We start from the raw sequence: 18124 nt of genomic DNA, 5'->3' as shown, positions 1-18124 counted from the left end.
TCAACACCCTCTCAGGGCTGTGCCCGATACGGTCGATTGAGCCCTCAGCAGGGCCTCGGCCAACAGGAAATCGCTCAGGGTATCAATATCTACGGAGGCTTGTGCCGACATGATGTAAGGGTATACCGGCGCTTGCATAAAGGTTCGATTCAGGTATCGACTGGCCGGGGCGATATAAATGGCCCCGTTGAGCTGATAATTGGCCGGTTCGATTTGTCGATTGGTGTTGGCGCTGGCCTGCTGATGAGGCTGGAAATGCCCGGCGTCCGGGGCAATTTGCCCTTGCCATGCCAACGGCTTGGCCGGGGTAACACTCACAATAGTCGGTGCTTCCGACCGATGAAAGTCGTACAATTGCAGGGCCGCTTGCAAATGGGCGGCGGTTCGCAGGGGCGAGGTGGGCTGCAACAGAATGAGGGTGTCGATACGCTCGGAAAAGGCCCGCTCATACCAGGTCAAAAAATCGCAAGTCACATCCAGTGAGGATGCGGTATCGTTGGCCAATTCAGAGGAACGGGGTGGAGCGGTCAGGGCGCCTGCATCACGGGCCACCTCCAGAATCCGGGGATCATCGCTGGACACATACACGGCATCCACCCGGTGACACCCCAGAGCCGCTTCAACCGAGTAATGCAGTAGCGGCTTACCCAACAAGGGCCGAATGTTTTTTCCCGGTAACCCTTTGGAACCACCCCGGGCCGGAATCAAGGCGATTGTTTTAGCGCTCATGACTGGGTTTTCCTGTGATTCAGAATATCCAGTACCGCTTCAATCACCCGTTCCTGATCCGCTGGAGAGAGCGAAGAGGAGCTGGGCAGATTAAAACCCAGCTGGTGCCAACGATCAGCGTTGGGCAAAGAATCACTCACAAACGGTTGAAATGGTTTTTGTTGATGACCCGGCTTGAAAAAGGGGCGAGACTGGATTTGCCGCTGACTCAAGGCGTTGACCATATCCATGGCTTCCATATCGGGAAGGGTCTGGGGGTTGATAGCCACCCCATACAGCCAGGCGGAACGAGTGGTATTCGGTAACGCTTCAAAGAGAGTGAGCTGAGGATGACCGGCAAACGCCGCTTGATACCGTTGCCAGATACGGCGACGGTTTTCCAGAAACCGGGGCAGGCACTCCAGCTGGGCCACGCCCAAAGCCGCCTGCAGGTTGGTCAGGCGGTAATTATAGCCCACCTCGTTGTGGGTAAAGGTCAAGCCATCATCCTTGGCCTGATTAATCAGGTAATGGGCTCGGCTTAACAAGTCCGCATGCTTGCTGACAATCAGTCCACCGCCGCCGGTGGTCAGGGTTTTATTGCCATTAAAACTCAGGCAACCCACATCGCCAATGGCGCCACAGGGTTGACCGTTCCAGTCAGCGCCCAATGCTTCAGCGGCATCTTCGATCACTTTCAGGTTATACGCTTCGGCCAAGGCCAAAATAGGCCCCATGTCCATGGCATCCCCATAAAGATGAACGGCCATAATGGCTTTGGTTTTCGGCGTAATGAGGCCGTGCAGTAAAGCCGGATCGGCGTTCCAGTGATCCGATTGGGAATCCCAAAAAACCGGGATGGCCCCGATATAACGAATAACATTGATACTGGCGATAAAAGTGAGGCTGGGAACGATAACCTCATCCCCCGGCTGAACCCCGGCCAGCAAGAGGGCAATGTGCAAAGCCGCCGTGCCATTAACCGTGGCCACGGTACGCGGCACCTGAAAATAATCGGCAAAGGCCCGCTCAAAGCGATCCACATAGGGCCCCACCGATGACACCCAACCCGAATCCAGGGCGTCTTTCACATAGGTCCAGGCGTTGGTCTCCAGAGTCGGTTCCGATAACGGAATGTGAGAAGCGGATGAGGAAGTTGAAGCGGCTAAAAAAGTGGCTGACATCAATTACGCAAGGCCTCCCACCGGCGACAAAAACTGGTGAGAGTCCCGGTTGACCCTCTCGTAATCCTCGTGCTGCCCAATATCGATCCACGATTCGGAGATGGGAAACGTACCCACAGGACGCTCGGCGTGAATCAGGGCATCAATTAAATCGGTCATATCAAAATGAACGTTTTCTGGAATATAACGCAAAGCCTGCCGTTCCAGCAGGTAAATGCCGGCGTTGATGTTGTAATAATGCGTCGGTTTTTCCTGCACCGAAATCAAACGCTGCCCGTCGGTTTCCAGCACCCCGTAAGGCACCTGATGGGAAAACTGCCGACAAGCGACCGTCAAAAGGTTACCATGAGAACGATGCCAGTCCAGCATGGCCTGAAAGTCAAGCTGGGTTAAAATATCGCCATTCATAATAAACAAGGGCTTGTCGTCTTCGTGGGTTTCCAAAGCCTTCAGGCAACCCGCCGTCCCCAATGGGCTTTCTTCCCGCAGGATATTGGCCTGCATACCCGACGGCGTGGAGGTGTGCAAAAAATTTTCAACCTGTTCCGCCTTGTAATGGGTGGAGACCCAAACGTTTTTAAAGCCCTGGGAGCGGGCATGGATGAGAATATGCTGTAAAATCGGCTTGTTGGCCACTGGCAACAAGGGCTTCGGGGTGATTCGGGTCAGTGGCCAAAGACGTTTTCCCGCCCCACCGGCCATAATGACCATGGAAGATTTCAGAAGCTCTGGCTGCACAAAGTCCCGCATAAAAACCAGATCCACCACCCGACCCTTTGTGTCCACAATGGGCAAGCACTCGTTTCCGTTTTCCACCATCAGCGGCAGATATTCTTCTCGGGACAGACCGGCCTGACCCACCAGCGGCTGGGGGTTCATCACATCGGTCAAGGGCGCGTTCAGGGAAATTCCCTTCAAGAGGCTTTTTCGAACATCTCCATCCGTCACCAGACCCAGCATGCGGTCTTTGTCGTCAACCACAATGGCGGCCCGAAACCCCGTATCATTCATGTTGCGAAGCGCATCCGAGAGTGTCAGGCTCGAAATCAGAAAACAGCGCCGAAACGCTTCCATTGAGTCACCTCCACAACACTTTACAGGTAGCTTGGAAGATTCTAGTATAAAGACCCAAAGAATAAAATCTCATATTTTAAACCTCGGCTTAATTAGTTAAATAAAAAATTCGGACTACATTAATTAAAATGGCCATAAGCCTCAAAGTTGGCATATTCACAGGGACTCGGGCGGAATACGGCTTGATGTACCCCATTGCCAAACGACTTCAGCAGGACGAGCGCTTTGAGGTTTGCCTGTATGTCTCCGGCTCGCATCTGGATGACCGCTATGGCCAGACCCTGAAAGAAATTGAGCAGGATGGCTTTTCGGTAACGTTCAAGCCGTCATTGCCACAGCTGGGGCAAAACATGGCCGCCGATTGCGGTTTTTTAACCCAAACCATGGGGGAATACTTTGGCATTGCGGCCAATCGCCCCAACTGGCTGTTGGTGCTGGGCGACCGCTATGAAACAATGGGAGCGGCTCTGGCCGCCTTTCTAAGCAATATTCCATTGGCCCATGTACATGGGGGAGACGTGGTGCGGGGAGGCATGCTGGATGATCCCATTCGCCATGCCATTACCAAACTGGCCCACCTGCATTTCCCGGCCACCCCAGCCAGCGCCCAACGCATTCTGGCTATGGGAGAGGAACCGTGGCGGGTGACCGTGGCCGGTTCCCCGGTGCTGGATAACATCCGATTGATTCCCAAACTGGAAAAAGCGGAACTGGCTGAAAAATACAATCTGGACATGAACAAGCCCTGGGTTCTGTTCACCCAGCACCCCATTACCACCCAGGCCACGCTGGCTGGCCAGCAAGCCCGACAAACCCTGTCCGCATTGTGCCAGCTGGGGGATCGGGTTCAAATCATCGCCACCTATCCCAACCACGATGAGGGATCTGAGCAAATCATCGAGGCACTGGAAACCGACTACCGGCACTTGCCTCAATTTCGGGTGGTACAAAGCCTGGGACGGGTAAATTACCTGAACATGTTACGCTATGTGTCTCTGGTGGTGGGAAACTCCAGCAGCGGCTTGCTGGAAACAGCCCATTTCAAAGTGCCTTGCCTCAACATTGGGGAACGCCAGAAAGGCCGTGAGCGAGGCGAAAACGTGCTGGACGTCGCTCAAGAGGATGCAGCCATCCAGCAAGGTCTTGCCGCTGTGCTGTGGGCACCCCACACCCTACCCGACCTCAATATGGATAGCCACCCTTTTGGAGAAGGCCAGTGTGCCGAGCGGGTTCGGGAGGTCTTGGCTAGCACCCCTATTGACGCGAGGCTGCTACAAAAGCAATTGACCTATTAAGTTTCATTGAAAGTTCGGTAAATAATTTTCTCGTCCCTTCGCTTCTTGCGATAAGATCAGTAACATTCTCGGGAAGTACCCCAATCCATAGGAAAATAATGGTGAAGCAGTTCATTGAATCCCTGATGAAACCCAATGCAGATGGCACGCATAGTACGGCCTATCTTTATAAACGCTTGTTGCATTACTTTAAACCGTACTGGTTTCGGGCGATTCTGGCAGTTTTACTGACCATTCCCATTGGGGCGCTGGATGGCGCCGTGGCCCTGGCCTTGAAGCCTTATGTGGATGCCATGCAGGTCGAAAAATCAGCCGCTTCCGTTTCATACGTGCCGCTGGTTATTGTGGGGTTTACCTTTTTGCAGGGACTGCTTAACTATACTTCTATTTACATGAACGGTTGGCTGGGCTACCGAATTATGTGTGATTTGCAATACGAATTGTTTAAAAAATTGCAAACCCGGGATGTGCGCTTCTTCGATAACACAGCCACCGGCACCATTATTCAGGCTTATTTCCAGGATCCCCAATCCATTAACACCAACATCCTCAATAACACCAAGTCCATGCTCACCCGTTTATTCTCCTCTCTGGGCTTGATGACCGTGTTGATCGCCACTTCCTGGAAGCTGTCCATCATTGCTATCAGCATCCTGTTGCTAGTGCTGTTTCCCTCCACCCAAATCCGCAAGGTCATCAAGCATATTGCCCGGGCCACGGCCGCGGCCACCGGTAATGTGTTGTCCTTCTACACCGAAACCGTGGGGGGGATTCGGGTGGTTTACGGCTACAACCTGTGCGAATTCCGTGAGAAAAAATTTGAGGAATACCAGCGCAATCTCTTCCAGATGGCCATTAAAGGCACTCAGGCCCAGGGCTGGCTCACTCCGTCCATGCATATTATCGCCTCGGTGGGCATTGCCCTGATTATCTGGCAAGGCAGCATTATGGTGGTTAGCAAGGAAATAACCACGGGCGGCTTTGTATCTTTTATCGCCGCCATGCTGATGCTGTACAACCCCATCAAGAACCTGGGCAGTTCCATTCTGACCGCCCAGATGTCTCTACTGGCGGCGGGTCGTATTTTCACCCTGCTGGATCAGATGCCAACCATTGTGGACAAGCCGGATGCCAAGGTGCTGGAAGACATTCGACAGGGGATTACCTTTGAGAACGTGCGCTTCTCTTATCGTTCCGATAAACCCGTGTTGCAGGACATCACCCTGCACTTCCCCAAAGGCAAAACCACGGCACTGGTAGGCGCGTCCGGCAGTGGGAAAACCACCATTGCCAACCTGATCCCCCGTTTTTACGATGTCTTGGCAGGCGCCATTCGCATTGATGATACCGACATTCGTGACTTAACCCAGGAATCCTTACGCAAGAATATTGCCATTGTGGCCCAGGATAATTTCCTGTTTGATGGAACGATTCGGGAAAACCTGTTGATGGGGAACCCCAAGGCCACCGACGATCAGCTCCATGAAGCCCTGGAAAAGGCTTATCTGACAGATTTTATAGAGTCCCTTCCCGAGGGGCTGGATACACGAATCGGCGAACGTGGGGTCATGATGTCCGGCGGGCAGCGCCAGCGTATGGCCATTGCCCGGGCCATTCTCAAGGATGCCCCCATTGTTATTCTGGATGAGGCCACCAGCGCTCTGGATAGTCAGTCGGAAGCCATCGTGCAAAAGGCCATGGATGCCTTAATGGTGGAGCGAACCGTGCTGGTCATTGCCCACCGCCTTTCCACCATCCGCAACGCCGATCGCATTATTGTACTGGAAGAGGGGCAAGTGGCCGAGCAGGGCACGCACGAAGAATTGCTGGCCGCGGAAGGACGTTACGCCAATTTGTACCAAACCCAGTTCCGGCAAACGCCATCGCTTGAAGTGGCCTCCGTGGGCACCTTGAATCAATCGCTGGCCCCGGCCCTGTAATGCCAAACCTTGTGGAAGAAGCCGTAAAACCGGCAGGCTTGCAGGAGGTGTCGAAAGCCCAGCAGGTGTGCCATGTGGGAACAACCATTGAAAAGTTGCCCTATCTGGTCAAGGTCATTGGGGCCATGCCACACCAGACCATTCACGTTTACACCCCGTCGCTCAGTGTCTCCAAAGCCCTCCAGAAGTTGCAGATTGCGGGTAAAGTGATTATTCCGCACCTGGTCGAGGGCGTATACTCGGAGCGGTGGCTTTTTGAGCTGTCCCGAAAAATCGCCGAGCGGCGTGTTGCCGAGGTGCTGGCCCTGGCCCCCGATGTATTACGACTGAGGCAGTTCCCGGCGGTCAGTTTTGAGAAACTGGCCATTCGTCGGGTCAGTTTGTCCCGGCTGTATTATGAGCTGTCCGTCTTTTTTGCCCTGCAACAACAAGTGCCTGTGGATGAAGGCACTCCACTCATTTTTTTATCGAACTTTTTTGATAAAGGCGACGTGGAAGCCTTTGCCCCGCCTGTTACTCTGTCCCCCTTTATCTCCGTGACGCCTCATTTTGTGGGAGAGCTTCCGGCCCTTACCAGAGCGCAAAAACTGACAGAGTCTTTTAGAAAAGTGGCGTCCAAATTCACGGTAATATTGGGCAAGGAACAGGGAAAAGCATTGCAGCGGCAATTGTTACAAAAACTGGAACAGGCCGAATCCTTTTATAACGCCCTGCAACAATCTCCTCCTTTTCCGACGCTGAGAAAGCTGGAGCAAAAGATTAGACATGAGTCCAGAAAACCAGTGAAAAAATTTAAAAAATTTCGGGTTCGCCTCAATAAACTCAAGCTCATTACATTGATGCGGTTTAACAAGTGGCTAATTACCATTTTTAGCGGAAAACAACGAGAACACATTCTGATCCTTTCGCCTTCCATAAACAGTCGAAATCAGGGTTACTACAAGCGTCTATTCAAGCCTTTGGCCCACGAGTTGCTAAAACGAGAAAACGATTTGATCCTCATGTTGTGGAACGATGACCGAAAGGCTTGCAAGATATTTTCTCAAGCCCTCTCTCCCAAACAGGGTTCCGTTTTTTCAAAGAGTAAATCCTATTTTTTATCGGTCACCAGCTTAATTGAGCTTTACAAGGAGCGTGAAGCACTGTTTTTAGCCGATGCCACGACAACCACCCTGTTTGACGATGCGAATGGGCAAACCACCGCACTGGTGAAAAACACATTGGGCAGCATCAACAGTATGAAGTACACAACCGCTTTAATTCATTTTTACGCTAAAAATCTGGATTTTCATACCGTGGTGGGGGTGGAGGAGGATATTGAATACATTAGTATCCTCAACCTATTAAAGCCGGTGCTAGGGCGGCAGTACACCACTTTTATCATTCCCTCCTGCTTGCCGGAATATTCGGTTTGCTACGACTGCGTGAGTGTCGACCATTTATCGGTGGCCTTGCCTTTTGTCAAACGCATTTTTGCCGAACAAAATACCAACGCCGCCCATTTGCACGTGGTGGGCAGTCAGGAATGGGAAGAACCGGAAGTGCAAGCGACCCGCTTTCCCCACAAAGCGGAAAAACTGGCTGCCAGCAGTCAATTTGTGTTGGGGGTGCTGCATCAACCCATTTTTGTGACCATGCATGGGCAAACCATATACAACAACCTAACCGTCAATTTTCTGGATATTTACGAGCGTTTTCTGGCCCAGAACCCCACGGCCTGCATCCTCATCAAGCCGCACCCCCGGGACAATCTGGAGCAGTTAAAAGCCTACCTGCCCAAAAACGACCGGATTCTGGTGCTGCCCAAGGAAACCCCCAACAAATTATTGTACCAGCGCATTGACGCGGCCATTTCCATTCATTCCACCATGGTCTCGCATGCCTTGGCCCATGGGGTGCCGGTGGTGTCCATGTACAAATACCCGGATTATGTGCCCCTGTATGATTTCATCGCTGAAACGGGCGGCCTGGCCACCGATAGCCACGAAGAAGCCTTGGCATGGCTGGCCCGAATGGCCAACGACCCTGAATTCAAAACCTCGGTGCGCCAAAGCATGACCGCCTTACGTGAGGACTGTCTGGGAGCCCCATCCTCACAACGCATCGCAGATATTCTAGAGGCGGAAATTCAAACGACTCGCAAGGCTTCAGTCAGTCTTTAAGGGGAAAAATGAAGGGATTAAAAATGGGTTAAAGCCGGAGCCTTGATTTGAAAGAGTTGCTCCAGCGTTTTCATGGATTCCAAAGCCGTGTCAAAAGACACCCAGTTGGCGGGCAGAGTGCCTTGCACCCCTTCAAAAAAGCATTCGGTCTGGGCCAGAAAACCCGGCTTGGCCTGCTGATCCCGCACATCCACCGGGAGTTCCTCAAACCCACTGAGGGAACGGATCACGGTTTTCTCCAGGGGGGAAATCATGATTTCTTTTTTGCTCAGGAACAGGTGAACTCGCCACCCGCCGGGAGAATCAAAATTGGACAGAAAAGACACATGATGCTGCCGGTTAGTGCGATACAAGGCCAGGGTGTACTGCGGCGTTTCGGTCAGGGGTAAAGCGCCCCACTGCAGGCCAGACAATACACTTTCACAACCGCCTGCCAGGTGGGTGATGAGATCCACCAGATGAATGCCCTGCAACATATCCCAGTGGTTACGAATATCGGCATCGGCGTACTGCCCATAATCTTTTTCCCGCTCCGGCATAATGACCTGAGCCATAAAAGGCGGCTCATCGGCAATCATATCCGCAAGGGGCAAAATATTGCCGTAAAAGCGCCGGTTTAAGCCCACAAACACTTTATCCGGCAAAACCGGGCGAAGTTGCTCGGCGTCCGCCACCCGGTTGCCCAAGGGTTTTTCAATCAGTACCGGCAGGTTAAAGGGCTGCAGTTCTTTCAGGATGTCATAATAGGCTGCCGGCTGGGTCAGCAGGAACACGGCGTCCGGTTGGCAGGCCTCTATCAGCTGGGTCGGAGAGGACGCATAGTGAGGAATCCCATTGGCTTGAGCAAAGCGCTGCCCACCCTCTGAACGGGTGCAAACGCCCGCCACATCCCCACCCGCCAGTCGAACGGCATCCAGATGGCTTTGGGCGATACTACCCGCCCCAATAAAGGCAACTTTTACGGTCATCTCGGTACTCCCGACAAACTTGATCACTAGGTAAACTGAAAGGTCAAGGCATTCACCGGGCTGTCCTCGGTATTCCAGGACAAAGGACGCTTGTCCAGATGAGAGGCCATGGCCAGCGCTATCACCCGCAAGGCCCGATGGCCATCGTAAATATCCGGGACGACACGATCGTTTAAAAGATCCTGAATGGCTTGTGGCATCATGCGATCCACCAGATCCTTTTCAAAGGCGCAGGGCGGAGTCATGCTCAGCTCCCGGTGGGTGCGGTAAAAGGGATCGTCCCAGGTAGCGTCCGGTTGTCGATACCAGTGCCAGGCCATTTCAATTTGCTCCAGCAGCTGGATTTTGCCATGCTCGTAGATCAAGGTGATGTTGGAGCCCACCGAGGAATCCGGTCGCATGTGCAGAATGAACTCCCCCGCCGGGTAATTAACCAGTATGGTGCCCGCGTGATCCATAAATTGCGGTCCACGGGGGCTGGGCACGGAATCGGTCAGCAGCCGGGCGTAAATTTCTGTTGGCTCCTGAGCAAACAGGGCATTGGCCAAATCGATATAATGGATACCGTTGCATCCCAGCCCAATGGCCCCGGAGGAAATAACCACAGACTTTAGGGGGCCAGCGTTCAATTGAGCCAGTGTGTCAGGGGCGTAGTGCTGACCGTAGCGCTCATAAAAGGGCATTAATATCTTGGGCGGACTAGGATGTGCTTCCAGCAGGGCAATCATCTGGGAGGACTCCAGAAGGGACGCCGCATGCGGTTTTTCAATGACCAGATAGGGAATGTTTCGTTTCAGAAATTCCTGAAAGCGGGACAGGCGATTCTCATTGGGGCAAGCGTCTATGGCCAGATCAAAGCGCAGGGTCTCTGGAATCTCTTCAAGCCGGTTGTAATGGTTGGTGGCCGTATCGGTGGCCAGCCGGGGATCCACGGTGACAAGGGACAACCCGTCACCAAAATGTTTTTGCAGGACATCCCGATAACGGCAGCCCATGCGCCCCAAAGCAACCAGTAATACTTTCATGCCGTCACCCTTTATCACTGACACAATTTGCTCTATTATGCAGGAAGGCAGCGGAACTCTCAAATTCTAATGCCAAAAGCGGGTTAAAACTATTTTGATACGCTTTGCTAAAGAGGCTCAAAATGGTTTGTCTTTCGGGAAAGCCTCAAGCATTCTGACCGTTGGACACGGCTTACAGTTCAATTAAGCAATAAGAGAGACCGTACGTTCCCCATGATTTTATTTGCTGTTTATTCGGTTTCACAGGTTCGAATTGTGGAGGAATTTGTCCGGCGAATGCCCACCGGCGAACAGGTACTGATCGTTTCTTTTAACGACACGGAAGCGGTCAACAGCAGGCTGCGACAATCCGCGCTGACTCTGAACGCCAAATTTGAAATCCTGAAGGACCTCAGTGATCAACTTCAGACCGAAGCGTCTTATTCCGCAAACAGGTTTTGGAAAAAATGGCGTGGCCATTTTACGTCCGCCTACCATTTAAAAAAAGTCACCGTCAACGCCAGTTACCGGGACTTGCTGCTAAGGCAAGCGGTTGCCTGTCATCGGTTACTAACCGAAAAAGCGGTGGATCTGGTGGTGGTTTGCGAGGATGGTCCGGGGGGCTGTGGGCCACTGATTGCGGCGGCCAAACGGTGTGATATTCAGGTCATTGAAATGCCCTTTGGCATTGGGGAAATGCGCGATTACGATATATTTATTGAAAACAAGGCCCGGGAAAACGCCCTGAATCGGGTGCCCGACAACGAGAACGGCGCGTTTCTGAGGGCGCATGCCCAGCACTGGATTAAATCAACGCCTTACGGCGATATCACCCTGCTTCCGACGGAATTTGTGTTGGCCCGACTGGCCACCGGCATGGACTTACCGGTGCCCTGGGCTGTGCATGGCGGGGTGGCCGATGTGTTGCTGGTGGAGTCGGAAGCCATGGAGCGTATTTACAAGCGAGAGCAAGTACCCGCCGCCAAACGCATCATGACCGGCTCCTGCTATGCCGATGCCGTTTATGATGAACTGACCGGGAACCCGGCCTTGCAAACCGCTTATGAAAAGGCTTCTTTCATTGACCCGGAAAAGCCAGCGATTCTGGTTGCCCTGCCCCCCAGTTACCATCAGGAGTACCCCGGCAAGTCGGAGTTTTCCACCTACCGTGAGGCCATTGCAACCCTGTTTGCCGGTTGCCGGGCCGCCCATCCCAAGGCCCGCATTACGGTATCCGTGCATCCGGCGGTTAAAAACTCTGATTTGGAGATGATTCGGACGTTGGCCGATGAGGTCACCGATGAATGGCTGATACGGCTGATCCCCAAGTGTGATGTGTTTGTTTCCGTGTTCTCCAGCACCATCCGGTGGGGGTTGATGTGTGGCAAGCCCATTGTCAATTACGATATGTATCGGTTTGAACTGCCCACTTACGATACGGCCATTTGTGTTTTTACCACGCCCGTTTTGCAAGAGGCCATGACCCGATTAAACGCCATATTGGCCAGTGAGGCCGCTTACCATGAAGCCGCCTTGCAGGTAAAGGCCTGTGGCCCGGAATGGGGCATGATGGATGGCCGTAATTTTGATCGCATCTGGACGGTGTTGCAGGAACAGCGAAAGCAGCCAGATACCCGACCCACCTGGTTGCGGTGGTTAAAACGGCGGGGTAAGATTCCAGCCTCTGCCAATAACGGATAACCTTTGAAATTTTCTTGTTATTTCCAAGGGGACGCTGTCCCCTTATGCCCCCTGTTGGGGGTAGTCTTGCAGTAGCGTTTTTGTGAAAAGTGAGGTTCTTTGCCTATCTTTTCCCAAAGGGGACGCTGTCCCCTTAAAAACCCCTGTTGGGGTCGCCTGCGCCCCCAAACCCCTCCAGAAAATTCGCCAGCACAATACGCTTGATATCTAGCTTCCTGGCTGTTTGAAGGCTGTGGTCTTCGAATGGGCAATGCCCATTCGAAAGCGAACCAACAAAGCATAATACTTTTTAAACTATGAAAGAAAATGCCGCTCTCAATTCTGCGGGGTCTGGGGGCGCAGGCGCTCCCAGCGGGGGATGCAAAGGGGGCTGGCCCCCTTTCAAAGGGAAATACCTCTTTCAAAAAGAAAAATCCCTCTGCTTTGAAAAGAAGGAAAAATTGAATGCAAGAAATAATGAAAAAAAGGTCTATAGGATTTACATCCTGTAACTCATAACTTTGCTTAACTAGGTCACCCCGGGTGTGGTATGATGACTGCTCACTTGCACTAGAACAATTCTCGATCCCTGATGCGGAAAGCTCAAGCAGGTAAAGCCCAGATGACCCCAGACTGGATAGAATCTCAATTAAATTCCGGCATTCAAGATTCTTTAAATAGTCACACACCGATTGACGTCCAACCCTCTTCCGACTCTAAAAATTGTTTAATTCAAGAAAAACTAATTAAAAAAATTAATGCCCTGGAGGCGGAAGTGGCCATAATTGGCCTGGGCTATGTGGGGTTACCGCTCTCGGTTTGCGTGTCCAAAATCGGTTTTCGGGTGATGGGTCTGGATATCAATGTAGACCGTGTTCTTCAACTAAGCCGCGGAGAAAGTTATATCAGCGATGTCGATTTCAGGGATCTGGCACCACTGGTGGCATCCGGTCGGTTATCCGCCTCCAGCGATTTTGACTTGCTGGCAAAGGCCGATGTCATCATCATTTGCGTGCCCACCCCCCTGACCAAAAACCACGAACCGGATATTTCTTATATTGAAAATGCCACCCGAGAAATCGCTCAAAGACTTCGCCCGGGACAATTTGTCACCCTGGAAAGCACCACTTTTCCGGGAACCACAGAAGAGGTGATGCTGCCCATCCTGGAAACCAGTGGATTGATAGTAGGTCGGGACTTTTTTCTGGCCCATTCCCCAGAGCGGGTAGACCCGGGCAATGCTCGCTACACCACCCACAATACCAACAAGGTCGTGGGGGGCTACACGCCAGCGTGTCAGTCGGTAGCCGCGGCTTTTTACAGAAAGAGCATTTTAGATATTATTTCGGTCAGCTCGCCGGGCTGCGCTGAAATGGTCAAGGTATTTGAAAATACGTTTCGGGCGGTGAATATTGCCTTGGTCAATGAATTGGCCCTCTTGTGCGATAAGATGGGCCTCAATATCTGGGAAGTGGTTGAGGCGGCGGCCACCAAACCTTTCGGAATGCTTTCCTTTCATCCGGGGCCCGGAGTGGGTGGGCACTGCATCCCCATTGATCCTTATTATCTGACCTGGAAGGCTCGGGAATATAATTTTCACACCCGCTTTATTGAGCTGGCCGGTGAGATTAATTCGCATATGCCCCATTTTGTGTGGGAAAAAATTATCAAGGCTCTGGGTAAACAGGGAAAGCCGCTTTTTAAGGCCAAAGTCCTGATTTTAGGGATGGCTTACAAACAGGATTTGAGCGACTGGCGGCATTCTCCAGGGTTAGATCTGCTCCATATTCTGCAAGGCGATGAGGCGAAAGTACTGTACAACGATCCCCATGTCCCTGAAATTCAGGATAAACACGGTAAAACGCACGTATCGCAACCGTTGACCGAAGCGTTATTGCAGGCGGTTGATTGCGTAGTCATCATTACCAGTCACAGCGTTTATGACTGGGAGTGGATTGTCACGCACAGCCCCATTGTGGTGGACACCCGCAACGCTTGCGCAACAGTGTTAAGTCCCCGTGAGAAAATAGTGCTGCTATGAAGGCGCTATTGGTAGGCTGCGGTTACTGGGGGCGCAACTGGGCCAGAACATTGAACCAGATGGACGCTTTGGCGGGCGTTTGCGAACCTTTTTTGCCCAATCAGGATTTTTTGAAACAAAATTATCCGGAGATTCCGGTATATAGCAATCTGGAAGAGGCCCTGAATCACTGTCCTGCCCCAGCGGTCATCATTGCCAGTCCGGCAGTTACCCATGCGGAAGTGGCTTTAGAGTGCCTGCAAGCCAACCGCCATGTGCTGATTGAAAAACCGTTGGCGCTTAGCACAGAAGATGCCGAACACGTGGTACAGGCGGCCGAGAACAAGGGACTCACGCTGGCGGTCGGCCATCTGCTGATGTATCACCCCGGCTTGTTACGACTCAAGGCCTTGATGGACGAAGGCGCACTGGGCGATATTCTTTCTGTTCAGTGTACCCGCACCAATTTAGGAAAAATTCGTAATGAGGAAAATAGCTGGTGGAGCTTGGCCCCCCATGACTTATCCATTTTGAGCCTGTTGCTCAATGAACCGTTTCATCTAAGCACCGCCATCGGGATGCCGGTGCTGGGCCGTCCCCATTTGCCGGACACGGTGTCCGCCTGGTATCAGACAGACAGTGGGCGGCAGGCCAGTATTCAGGTCAGTTGGCTGGCCCCGGAGAAAAAACATGAGACCGTGGTTATTGGCACCCAAAAAATAGCCATTTTTGACGATGCCAAACCCGCTGGTCAAAAACTGGCGATTCTGGATTACGCAATGGAAGGCCAAGGCGGTTTAATCCATCACATCCAACGGGGTAACCTGAAATTTATTGCATACGGAATGCCGGATGAGCTTCTGACTTTAGAGGCCAGAGCGTTTTTGGCCGGGATCCGGGATCGTTCGGTGACTTTGCCTAACAGTGGCCAGAATGGTTTGGAGGTTGTTCGGCATCTCAATGCCGTTCAAGCCCTGTTGGATCAAACAATGCCCACCCGAATACCCGTTTAAAATGATTTAAGAAGAAGCAGTATATGTTGAAAACAGACTTGCCTTATTTTGTACATGAGTCCAGCTACGTGGATGAACCCAGCCAGATTGGGGAAGGAACGGCTATCTGGCATTTTTCGCATATTCTTTCCCATGTCACAATTGGCAAGCGGTGCAAGATTGGCCAGAACGTGGTAATTGGCCCGAAAGTGGCACTCGGCAATAACGTCAAAATCCAGAACAATGTTTCCGTTTATGCCGGTGTAACGCTGGAGGACGATGTTTTTTGCGGGCCCAGCATGGTGTTTACCAACATTATTAACCCGCGTAGCGCCATTACTCGCAACAGCGAAGAGTTCTACAAGCCAACGCACGTCAAACGAGGGGCCTCTATTGGGGCCAATGCCACCATTGTCTGTGGCGTGACGGTGGGGCGCTATGCCCTGATTGGCGCGGGTTCCGTGGTGACAAGGGATGTCCCGGATTACGCGCTGGTATATGGGAATCCCGCCCGTCAACACGGCTGGGCCTGTTATTGCGGAGAAACCTTACCCGCCGTTGACGCAGAACATACAACCCGCTGTATTGAGTGCAAGCGTGTTTATCATTTAGAGAATGATAAGACGCTCAGCCCTGTGGTGGCGGAATAAAATTTTTCCCAGGGGGACGCCGTCCCCTTATGAACCCCTGTTGGGGTCGCCTGCGCCCCCAAACCCCTCCAGAATTCAAGGGAGCATTCTCTCTGAACATTGAATAACATCTCGTTTTCTTGCCTCGGTTTCGAATGGGGTCTGCCCCATTCGAAGATCACGCCTTAACACGTCTTAATCTGTTACACCTCATCATTACGTTTTACTTGCGGCCTTTTCTGGAGGGGGCTGGGGGCGCAGGCGACCCCAGCGGGGGATGCAAAGGGGGCTGGCCCCCTTTCAAAGGGAAAAATAAATGAATAAAAAAGGTTTTTAGGATGCACATCCTAAATTCATAAATTTGCTTCGCTGGGAAAACAAAACAAGCAAGGGCATACTAAAACCACCCGCCTCCGCGCAGGCGGCACCAGAACCAACCGGGGGAACGACCATGCCGTACCAATGCGCCCACTGCCAAAGTCTGTTTTTCAAGACGCTGGAAATCCGCATCCACAGTACCCAAAAGGCTTTGCTGTATAAAAAACGCTGCAAACGGTGCAAGTTCAAATGCCTGGTACAACGCAACAGCCTTCAGGGCAGCCTGACGCCGACCACCCTTGCCGACTGGCAACAGGCCCACAGGGTGCAAGGTGCGCAAGGCCCCAGCACCTCCAGGATTCTGGTCAGTGAGTACACCGCGCGCATCAGCCAGAGCAAGGAGCCCCCGCTGGACTACCTGAGCCGACTGGCCCGCGCCCAAACACAGGAATGAAATTTTATGAAACCGAAAAAGATCCTTCCGCAAACCGGATTACTGCCCAAGCTCAAAAACCTGCTGGAGGCCCTCTCTGATCGCTACCAGCGGGTGTTGGGCGTCATCGATGAGGCGCTGGATTCTGACAGCATGAAAGACAAAATCTGGGCGGTGGACTTGATTTTAAAGCGCACCCCCACCGAGAGTCCCAGCGGGCCTGCCAGCGGGAAGGGCAAAAAAACAGACGCCCCACTCAATCCAGCCGATCTGGAACAACTGAGCGAGCAGGAACTGCTGAACCGGGTGCGCACTTACATTCAGGACTGGGAGCCCTAGCCCCCATGAGCCCGGTTTGTCAGTTGACCACACCCGAAGCACTGGCCCGCCACGCCCCGGGCATTCGCCACTTGCTGCGCCTGCACCGGGACACCTTGCTGGATGACGCCAGCCGCAGTGACAGTCTGACGGAGGATGTGGAACTCCTGTGGCAGAACACGGCGGCCTGCATGCCCTGGCTGTGGGTGTTCGTGCAACCCGATGGCAGCATCAGCGCCATTGGAGCGCTGTCCGATATACAACCGGGACGGCACGCCTTTTTGCACGGGATCAGCCATCCGGCTTTTCGAGGAGCGGGCTGCGTGGCCCAAACCCTGGGTCCCCTGCTGCAAACCGCTTTTGACGAGTTGGCGCTGATCAAGGTGAAGGCCGAAGTGGAGACCCACAACCGGGGGGCCACGGGCTTTTGCAGACGCTTTGGCTTTCAGCGGGAGGCTCTGTTCCGGCAGGATATTGCCGTGAGCGGCCTGCTGCGAGACGTGGCCGTTTACAGCCTTAGCGCCACGCGCTACCGGGAGATGATGCGGCCCCGGATGTTATCCCAATCGCCCAAACGCGCTGATCCCCGAAATCATCAGCCGCATTAAGTCCTATATAAGTCGTACTGATTAATTAGAGAAGGAAGCCAACCATGTCACTCGGACGCAAAAAAAAGAGTACCACCAAGGTGGTTAAAGTGTCTGCCCCGCCGCCCATCACCCGGGTGGAATTCAACAGCCCCACCGGCGATCGCTATGTGACCACCACCCAGAACGGTCAGCAAACGTTTCAGAGCTACCTGAACCCCACCACCAGGCAAACCGTGGAGGAAAGCCTGAAGGGCCTGCAACAACTGGCTAAGGAGCTGAACCAGCCCGATCCGGTGCGGCAACAGGCCATCAATCAACGCTCCCGTGATTTTTTCGATTTGCAGTCATCCGATATCAACGCCCAGGCCGACGCTCAACTGGCCAAGGCCCGATCCAGTCTGGCCAAGCGCTTTGGCGGCGCTTATAACGCCACCTTTGGCACCAATTTACTGGCCCAGATGGAAGGCAATCGGCTGGGGCAACTGGCCGATGCCAGCAAACAGGCGGCCCTGCTGGGCGAGGATCTGTTTCGGGCCGATGAGGACAGCCGGGTGCGTCGCTTTGCCCTGTTTCAAAACTATCTGGCCGACTTGAACAATCAGGCCCGGGGCTTGCAGAGCAACGGCAGCGGGGTGTTGCTGAATGAAAGCCAGCGGGCCACCGATCTGGCGGTGCAAAAGGCCAATCTGGCATTGCAGGCCAGCCGTCAGGATGCCCTGGCCCAGTCCGAGCAAAATCGCGTTGATCGGGAAAACGCCCTGCGGGCCAGCAGCCAAATCGCCATGGCCCTGATGGGCATTTGAGCGTGG

The 18124-nt window shown here is 53.0% G+C and carries 16 protein-coding genes; 11 read left to right on the top strand and 5 right to left on the bottom strand.

The genetic code is table 11. The features are described 5' to 3' along the window. The 3 genes from DF283_RS04995 to DF283_RS04985 are packed head-to-tail and all read right to left on the bottom strand — an operon-like array spanning window position 1 to window position 2966. A complete protein-coding gene (locus DF283_RS04995) occupies window positions 1-729 on the bottom strand; it encodes an acylneuraminate cytidylyltransferase family protein (protein ID WP_303673627.1) in 729 nt (242 codons plus the stop codon). Beyond that, entirely contained in the window at window positions 726-1892 is a 1167-nt protein-coding gene (locus DF283_RS04990) for an aminotransferase class I/II-fold pyridoxal phosphate-dependent enzyme (RefSeq protein ID WP_303673626.1), read from the bottom strand. The genes DF283_RS04995 and DF283_RS04990 overlap by 4 nt, the downstream gene beginning before the upstream one ends. Before the next feature lie 3 nt (window positions 1893-1895). Further along, a complete protein-coding gene (locus DF283_RS04985) occupies window positions 1896-2966 on the bottom strand; it encodes a nucleotidyltransferase family protein (protein WP_303673625.1) in 1071 nt (356 codons plus the stop codon). Window positions 2967-3094: 128 nt separating this feature from the next. Here DF283_RS04985 and neuC point away from each other — a divergent pair, with 128 nt between their 5' ends. The 3 genes from neuC (at window position 3095) to DF283_RS04970 (ending at window position 8363) form a co-directional block, all read left to right on the top strand. After that, a complete protein-coding gene (neuC, locus tag DF283_RS04980; RefSeq protein WP_303673624.1) occupies window positions 3095-4261 on the top strand; it encodes a UDP-N-acetylglucosamine 2-epimerase in 1167 nt (388 codons plus the stop codon). Window positions 4262-4386: 125 nt separating this feature from the next. Continuing rightward, window positions 4387-6201: an ABC transporter ATP-binding protein gene (locus tag DF283_RS04975; RefSeq protein WP_303673623.1), complete on the top strand. Its 1815-nt coding sequence runs from the start codon at window positions 4387-4389 to the stop codon at window positions 6199-6201. Beyond that, a complete protein-coding gene (locus tag DF283_RS04970; protein WP_303673622.1) occupies window positions 6201-8363 on the top strand; it encodes a capsular polysaccharide export protein, LipB/KpsS family in 2163 nt (720 codons plus the stop codon). Before DF283_RS04975 ends, DF283_RS04970 begins: the two co-directional genes overlap by 1 nt. A 17-nt stretch (window positions 8364-8380) precedes the next feature. On the opposite strand, the gene DF283_RS04965 is transcribed toward DF283_RS04970, so the two are convergent. Both DF283_RS04965 and DF283_RS04960 read right to left on the bottom strand, forming a co-directional pair. Further along, window positions 8381-9331, bottom strand: a complete 951-nt coding sequence (locus DF283_RS04965) for a Gfo/Idh/MocA family protein (RefSeq protein ID WP_303673621.1) — start codon at window positions 9329-9331, stop codon at window positions 8381-8383. Between the two features lie 26 nt (window positions 9332-9357). After that, complete coding sequence (locus tag DF283_RS04960) at window positions 9358-10356, bottom strand: Gfo/Idh/MocA family oxidoreductase (protein WP_303673620.1); 999 nt, start codon at window positions 10354-10356, stop codon at window positions 9358-9360. Window positions 10357-10632: 276 nt separating this feature from the next. Between DF283_RS04960 and DF283_RS04955 the strand changes: the two genes are divergently transcribed. From DF283_RS04955 to DF283_RS04920, 8 genes are all read left to right on the top strand, one after another. Next, window positions 10633-12036: a hypothetical protein gene (locus DF283_RS04955; protein ID WP_303673619.1), complete on the top strand. Its 1404-nt coding sequence runs from the start codon at window positions 10633-10635 to the stop codon at window positions 12034-12036. A gap of 754 nt (window positions 12037-12790) precedes the next feature. Further along, entirely contained in the window at window positions 12791-14056 is a 1266-nt protein-coding gene (locus DF283_RS04950) for a nucleotide sugar dehydrogenase (protein WP_303673618.1), read from the top strand. Continuing rightward, entirely contained in the window at window positions 14053-15048 is a 996-nt protein-coding gene (locus DF283_RS04945; RefSeq protein ID WP_303673617.1) for a Gfo/Idh/MocA family protein, read from the top strand. The genes DF283_RS04950 and DF283_RS04945 overlap by 4 nt, the downstream gene beginning before the upstream one ends. A gap of 23 nt (window positions 15049-15071) precedes the next feature. Beyond that, window positions 15072-15677: an acyltransferase gene (locus tag DF283_RS04940; protein WP_303673616.1), complete on the top strand. Its 606-nt coding sequence runs from the start codon at window positions 15072-15074 to the stop codon at window positions 15675-15677. A gap of 430 nt (window positions 15678-16107) precedes the next feature. Continuing rightward, a complete protein-coding gene (locus DF283_RS04935) occupies window positions 16108-16428 on the top strand; it encodes a hypothetical protein (RefSeq protein ID WP_303673615.1) in 321 nt (106 codons plus the stop codon). 6 nt (window positions 16429-16434) lie between these two features. Then, the gene (locus DF283_RS04930) at window positions 16435-16746 is read left to right on the top strand and encodes a hypothetical protein (protein WP_303673614.1); all 312 of its coding nucleotides are present in this window, start codon (window positions 16435-16437) and stop codon (window positions 16744-16746) included. Between the two features lie 5 nt (window positions 16747-16751). After that, window positions 16752-17333 (top strand): GNAT family N-acetyltransferase, encoded by a 582-nt coding sequence (locus tag DF283_RS04925; RefSeq protein ID WP_303673613.1) that lies wholly within the window; start codon window positions 16752-16754, stop codon window positions 17331-17333. Between the two features lie 44 nt (window positions 17334-17377). Continuing rightward, window positions 17378-18118 carry a hypothetical protein gene (locus DF283_RS04920; protein WP_303673612.1) on the top strand — a complete coding sequence of 247 codons (741 nt, stop codon included), beginning with the start codon at window positions 17378-17380 and terminating at the stop codon, window positions 18116-18118. Window positions 18119-18124: the final 6 nt, after the last annotated feature.

It is taken from the genome of Vampirovibrio chlorellavorus, assembly GCF_003149375.1.
Classification (GTDB): domain Bacteria; phylum Cyanobacteriota; class Vampirovibrionia; order Vampirovibrionales; family Vampirovibrionaceae; genus Vampirovibrio; species Vampirovibrio chlorellavorus_B.
The sequence above is the reverse complement of the archived record's forward strand: the minus strand, read 5'-3'. Positions and strand labels throughout refer to the sequence as shown.

What these genes read in the sequence shown, in the direction of transcription:
- DF283_RS04935 (WP_303673615.1), top strand. Translation starts at nt 16,108, where the DNA reads ATGCCGTACCAATGCGCCCACTGCCAAAGTCTGTTTTTCAAGACGCTG.
- DF283_RS04970 (WP_303673622.1), top strand. Translation starts at nt 6,201, where the DNA reads ATGCCAAACCTTGTGGAAGAAGCCGTAAAACCGGCAGGCTTGCAGGAG.
- DF283_RS04945 (WP_303673617.1), top strand. Translation starts at nt 14,053, where the DNA reads ATGAAGGCGCTATTGGTAGGCTGCGGTTACTGGGGGCGCAACTGGGCC.
- DF283_RS04920 (WP_303673612.1), top strand. Translation starts at nt 17,378, where the DNA reads ATGTCACTCGGACGCAAAAAAAAGAGTACCACCAAGGTGGTTAAAGTG.
- DF283_RS04985 (WP_303673625.1), bottom strand. Translation starts at nt 2,966, where the DNA reads ATGGAAGCGTTTCGGCGCTGTTTTCTGATTTCGAGCCTGACACTCTCG.
- neuC (WP_303673624.1), top strand. Translation starts at nt 3,095, where the DNA reads ATGGCCATAAGCCTCAAAGTTGGCATATTCACAGGGACTCGGGCGGAA.
- DF283_RS04930 (WP_303673614.1), top strand. Translation starts at nt 16,435, where the DNA reads ATGAAACCGAAAAAGATCCTTCCGCAAACCGGATTACTGCCCAAGCTC.
- DF283_RS04955 (WP_303673619.1), top strand. Translation starts at nt 10,633, where the DNA reads ATGCCCACCGGCGAACAGGTACTGATCGTTTCTTTTAACGACACGGAA.
- DF283_RS04960 (WP_303673620.1), bottom strand. Translation starts at nt 10,356, where the DNA reads ATGAAAGTATTACTGGTTGCTTTGGGGCGCATGGGCTGCCGTTATCGG.
- DF283_RS04990 (WP_303673626.1), bottom strand. Translation starts at nt 1,892, where the DNA reads ATGTCAGCCACTTTTTTAGCCGCTTCAACTTCCTCATCCGCTTCTCAC.
- DF283_RS04940 (WP_303673616.1), top strand. Translation starts at nt 15,072, where the DNA reads ATGTTGAAAACAGACTTGCCTTATTTTGTACATGAGTCCAGCTACGTG.
- DF283_RS04965 (WP_303673621.1), bottom strand. Translation starts at nt 9,331, where the DNA reads ATGACCGTAAAAGTTGCCTTTATTGGGGCGGGTAGTATCGCCCAAAGC.
- DF283_RS04995 (WP_303673627.1), bottom strand. Translation starts at nt 729, where the DNA reads ATGAGCGCTAAAACAATCGCCTTGATTCCGGCCCGGGGTGGTTCCAAA.
- DF283_RS04975 (WP_303673623.1), top strand. Translation starts at nt 4,387, where the DNA reads ATGAAACCCAATGCAGATGGCACGCATAGTACGGCCTATCTTTATAAA.
- DF283_RS04925 (WP_303673613.1), top strand. Translation starts at nt 16,752, where the DNA reads ATGAGCCCGGTTTGTCAGTTGACCACACCCGAAGCACTGGCCCGCCAC.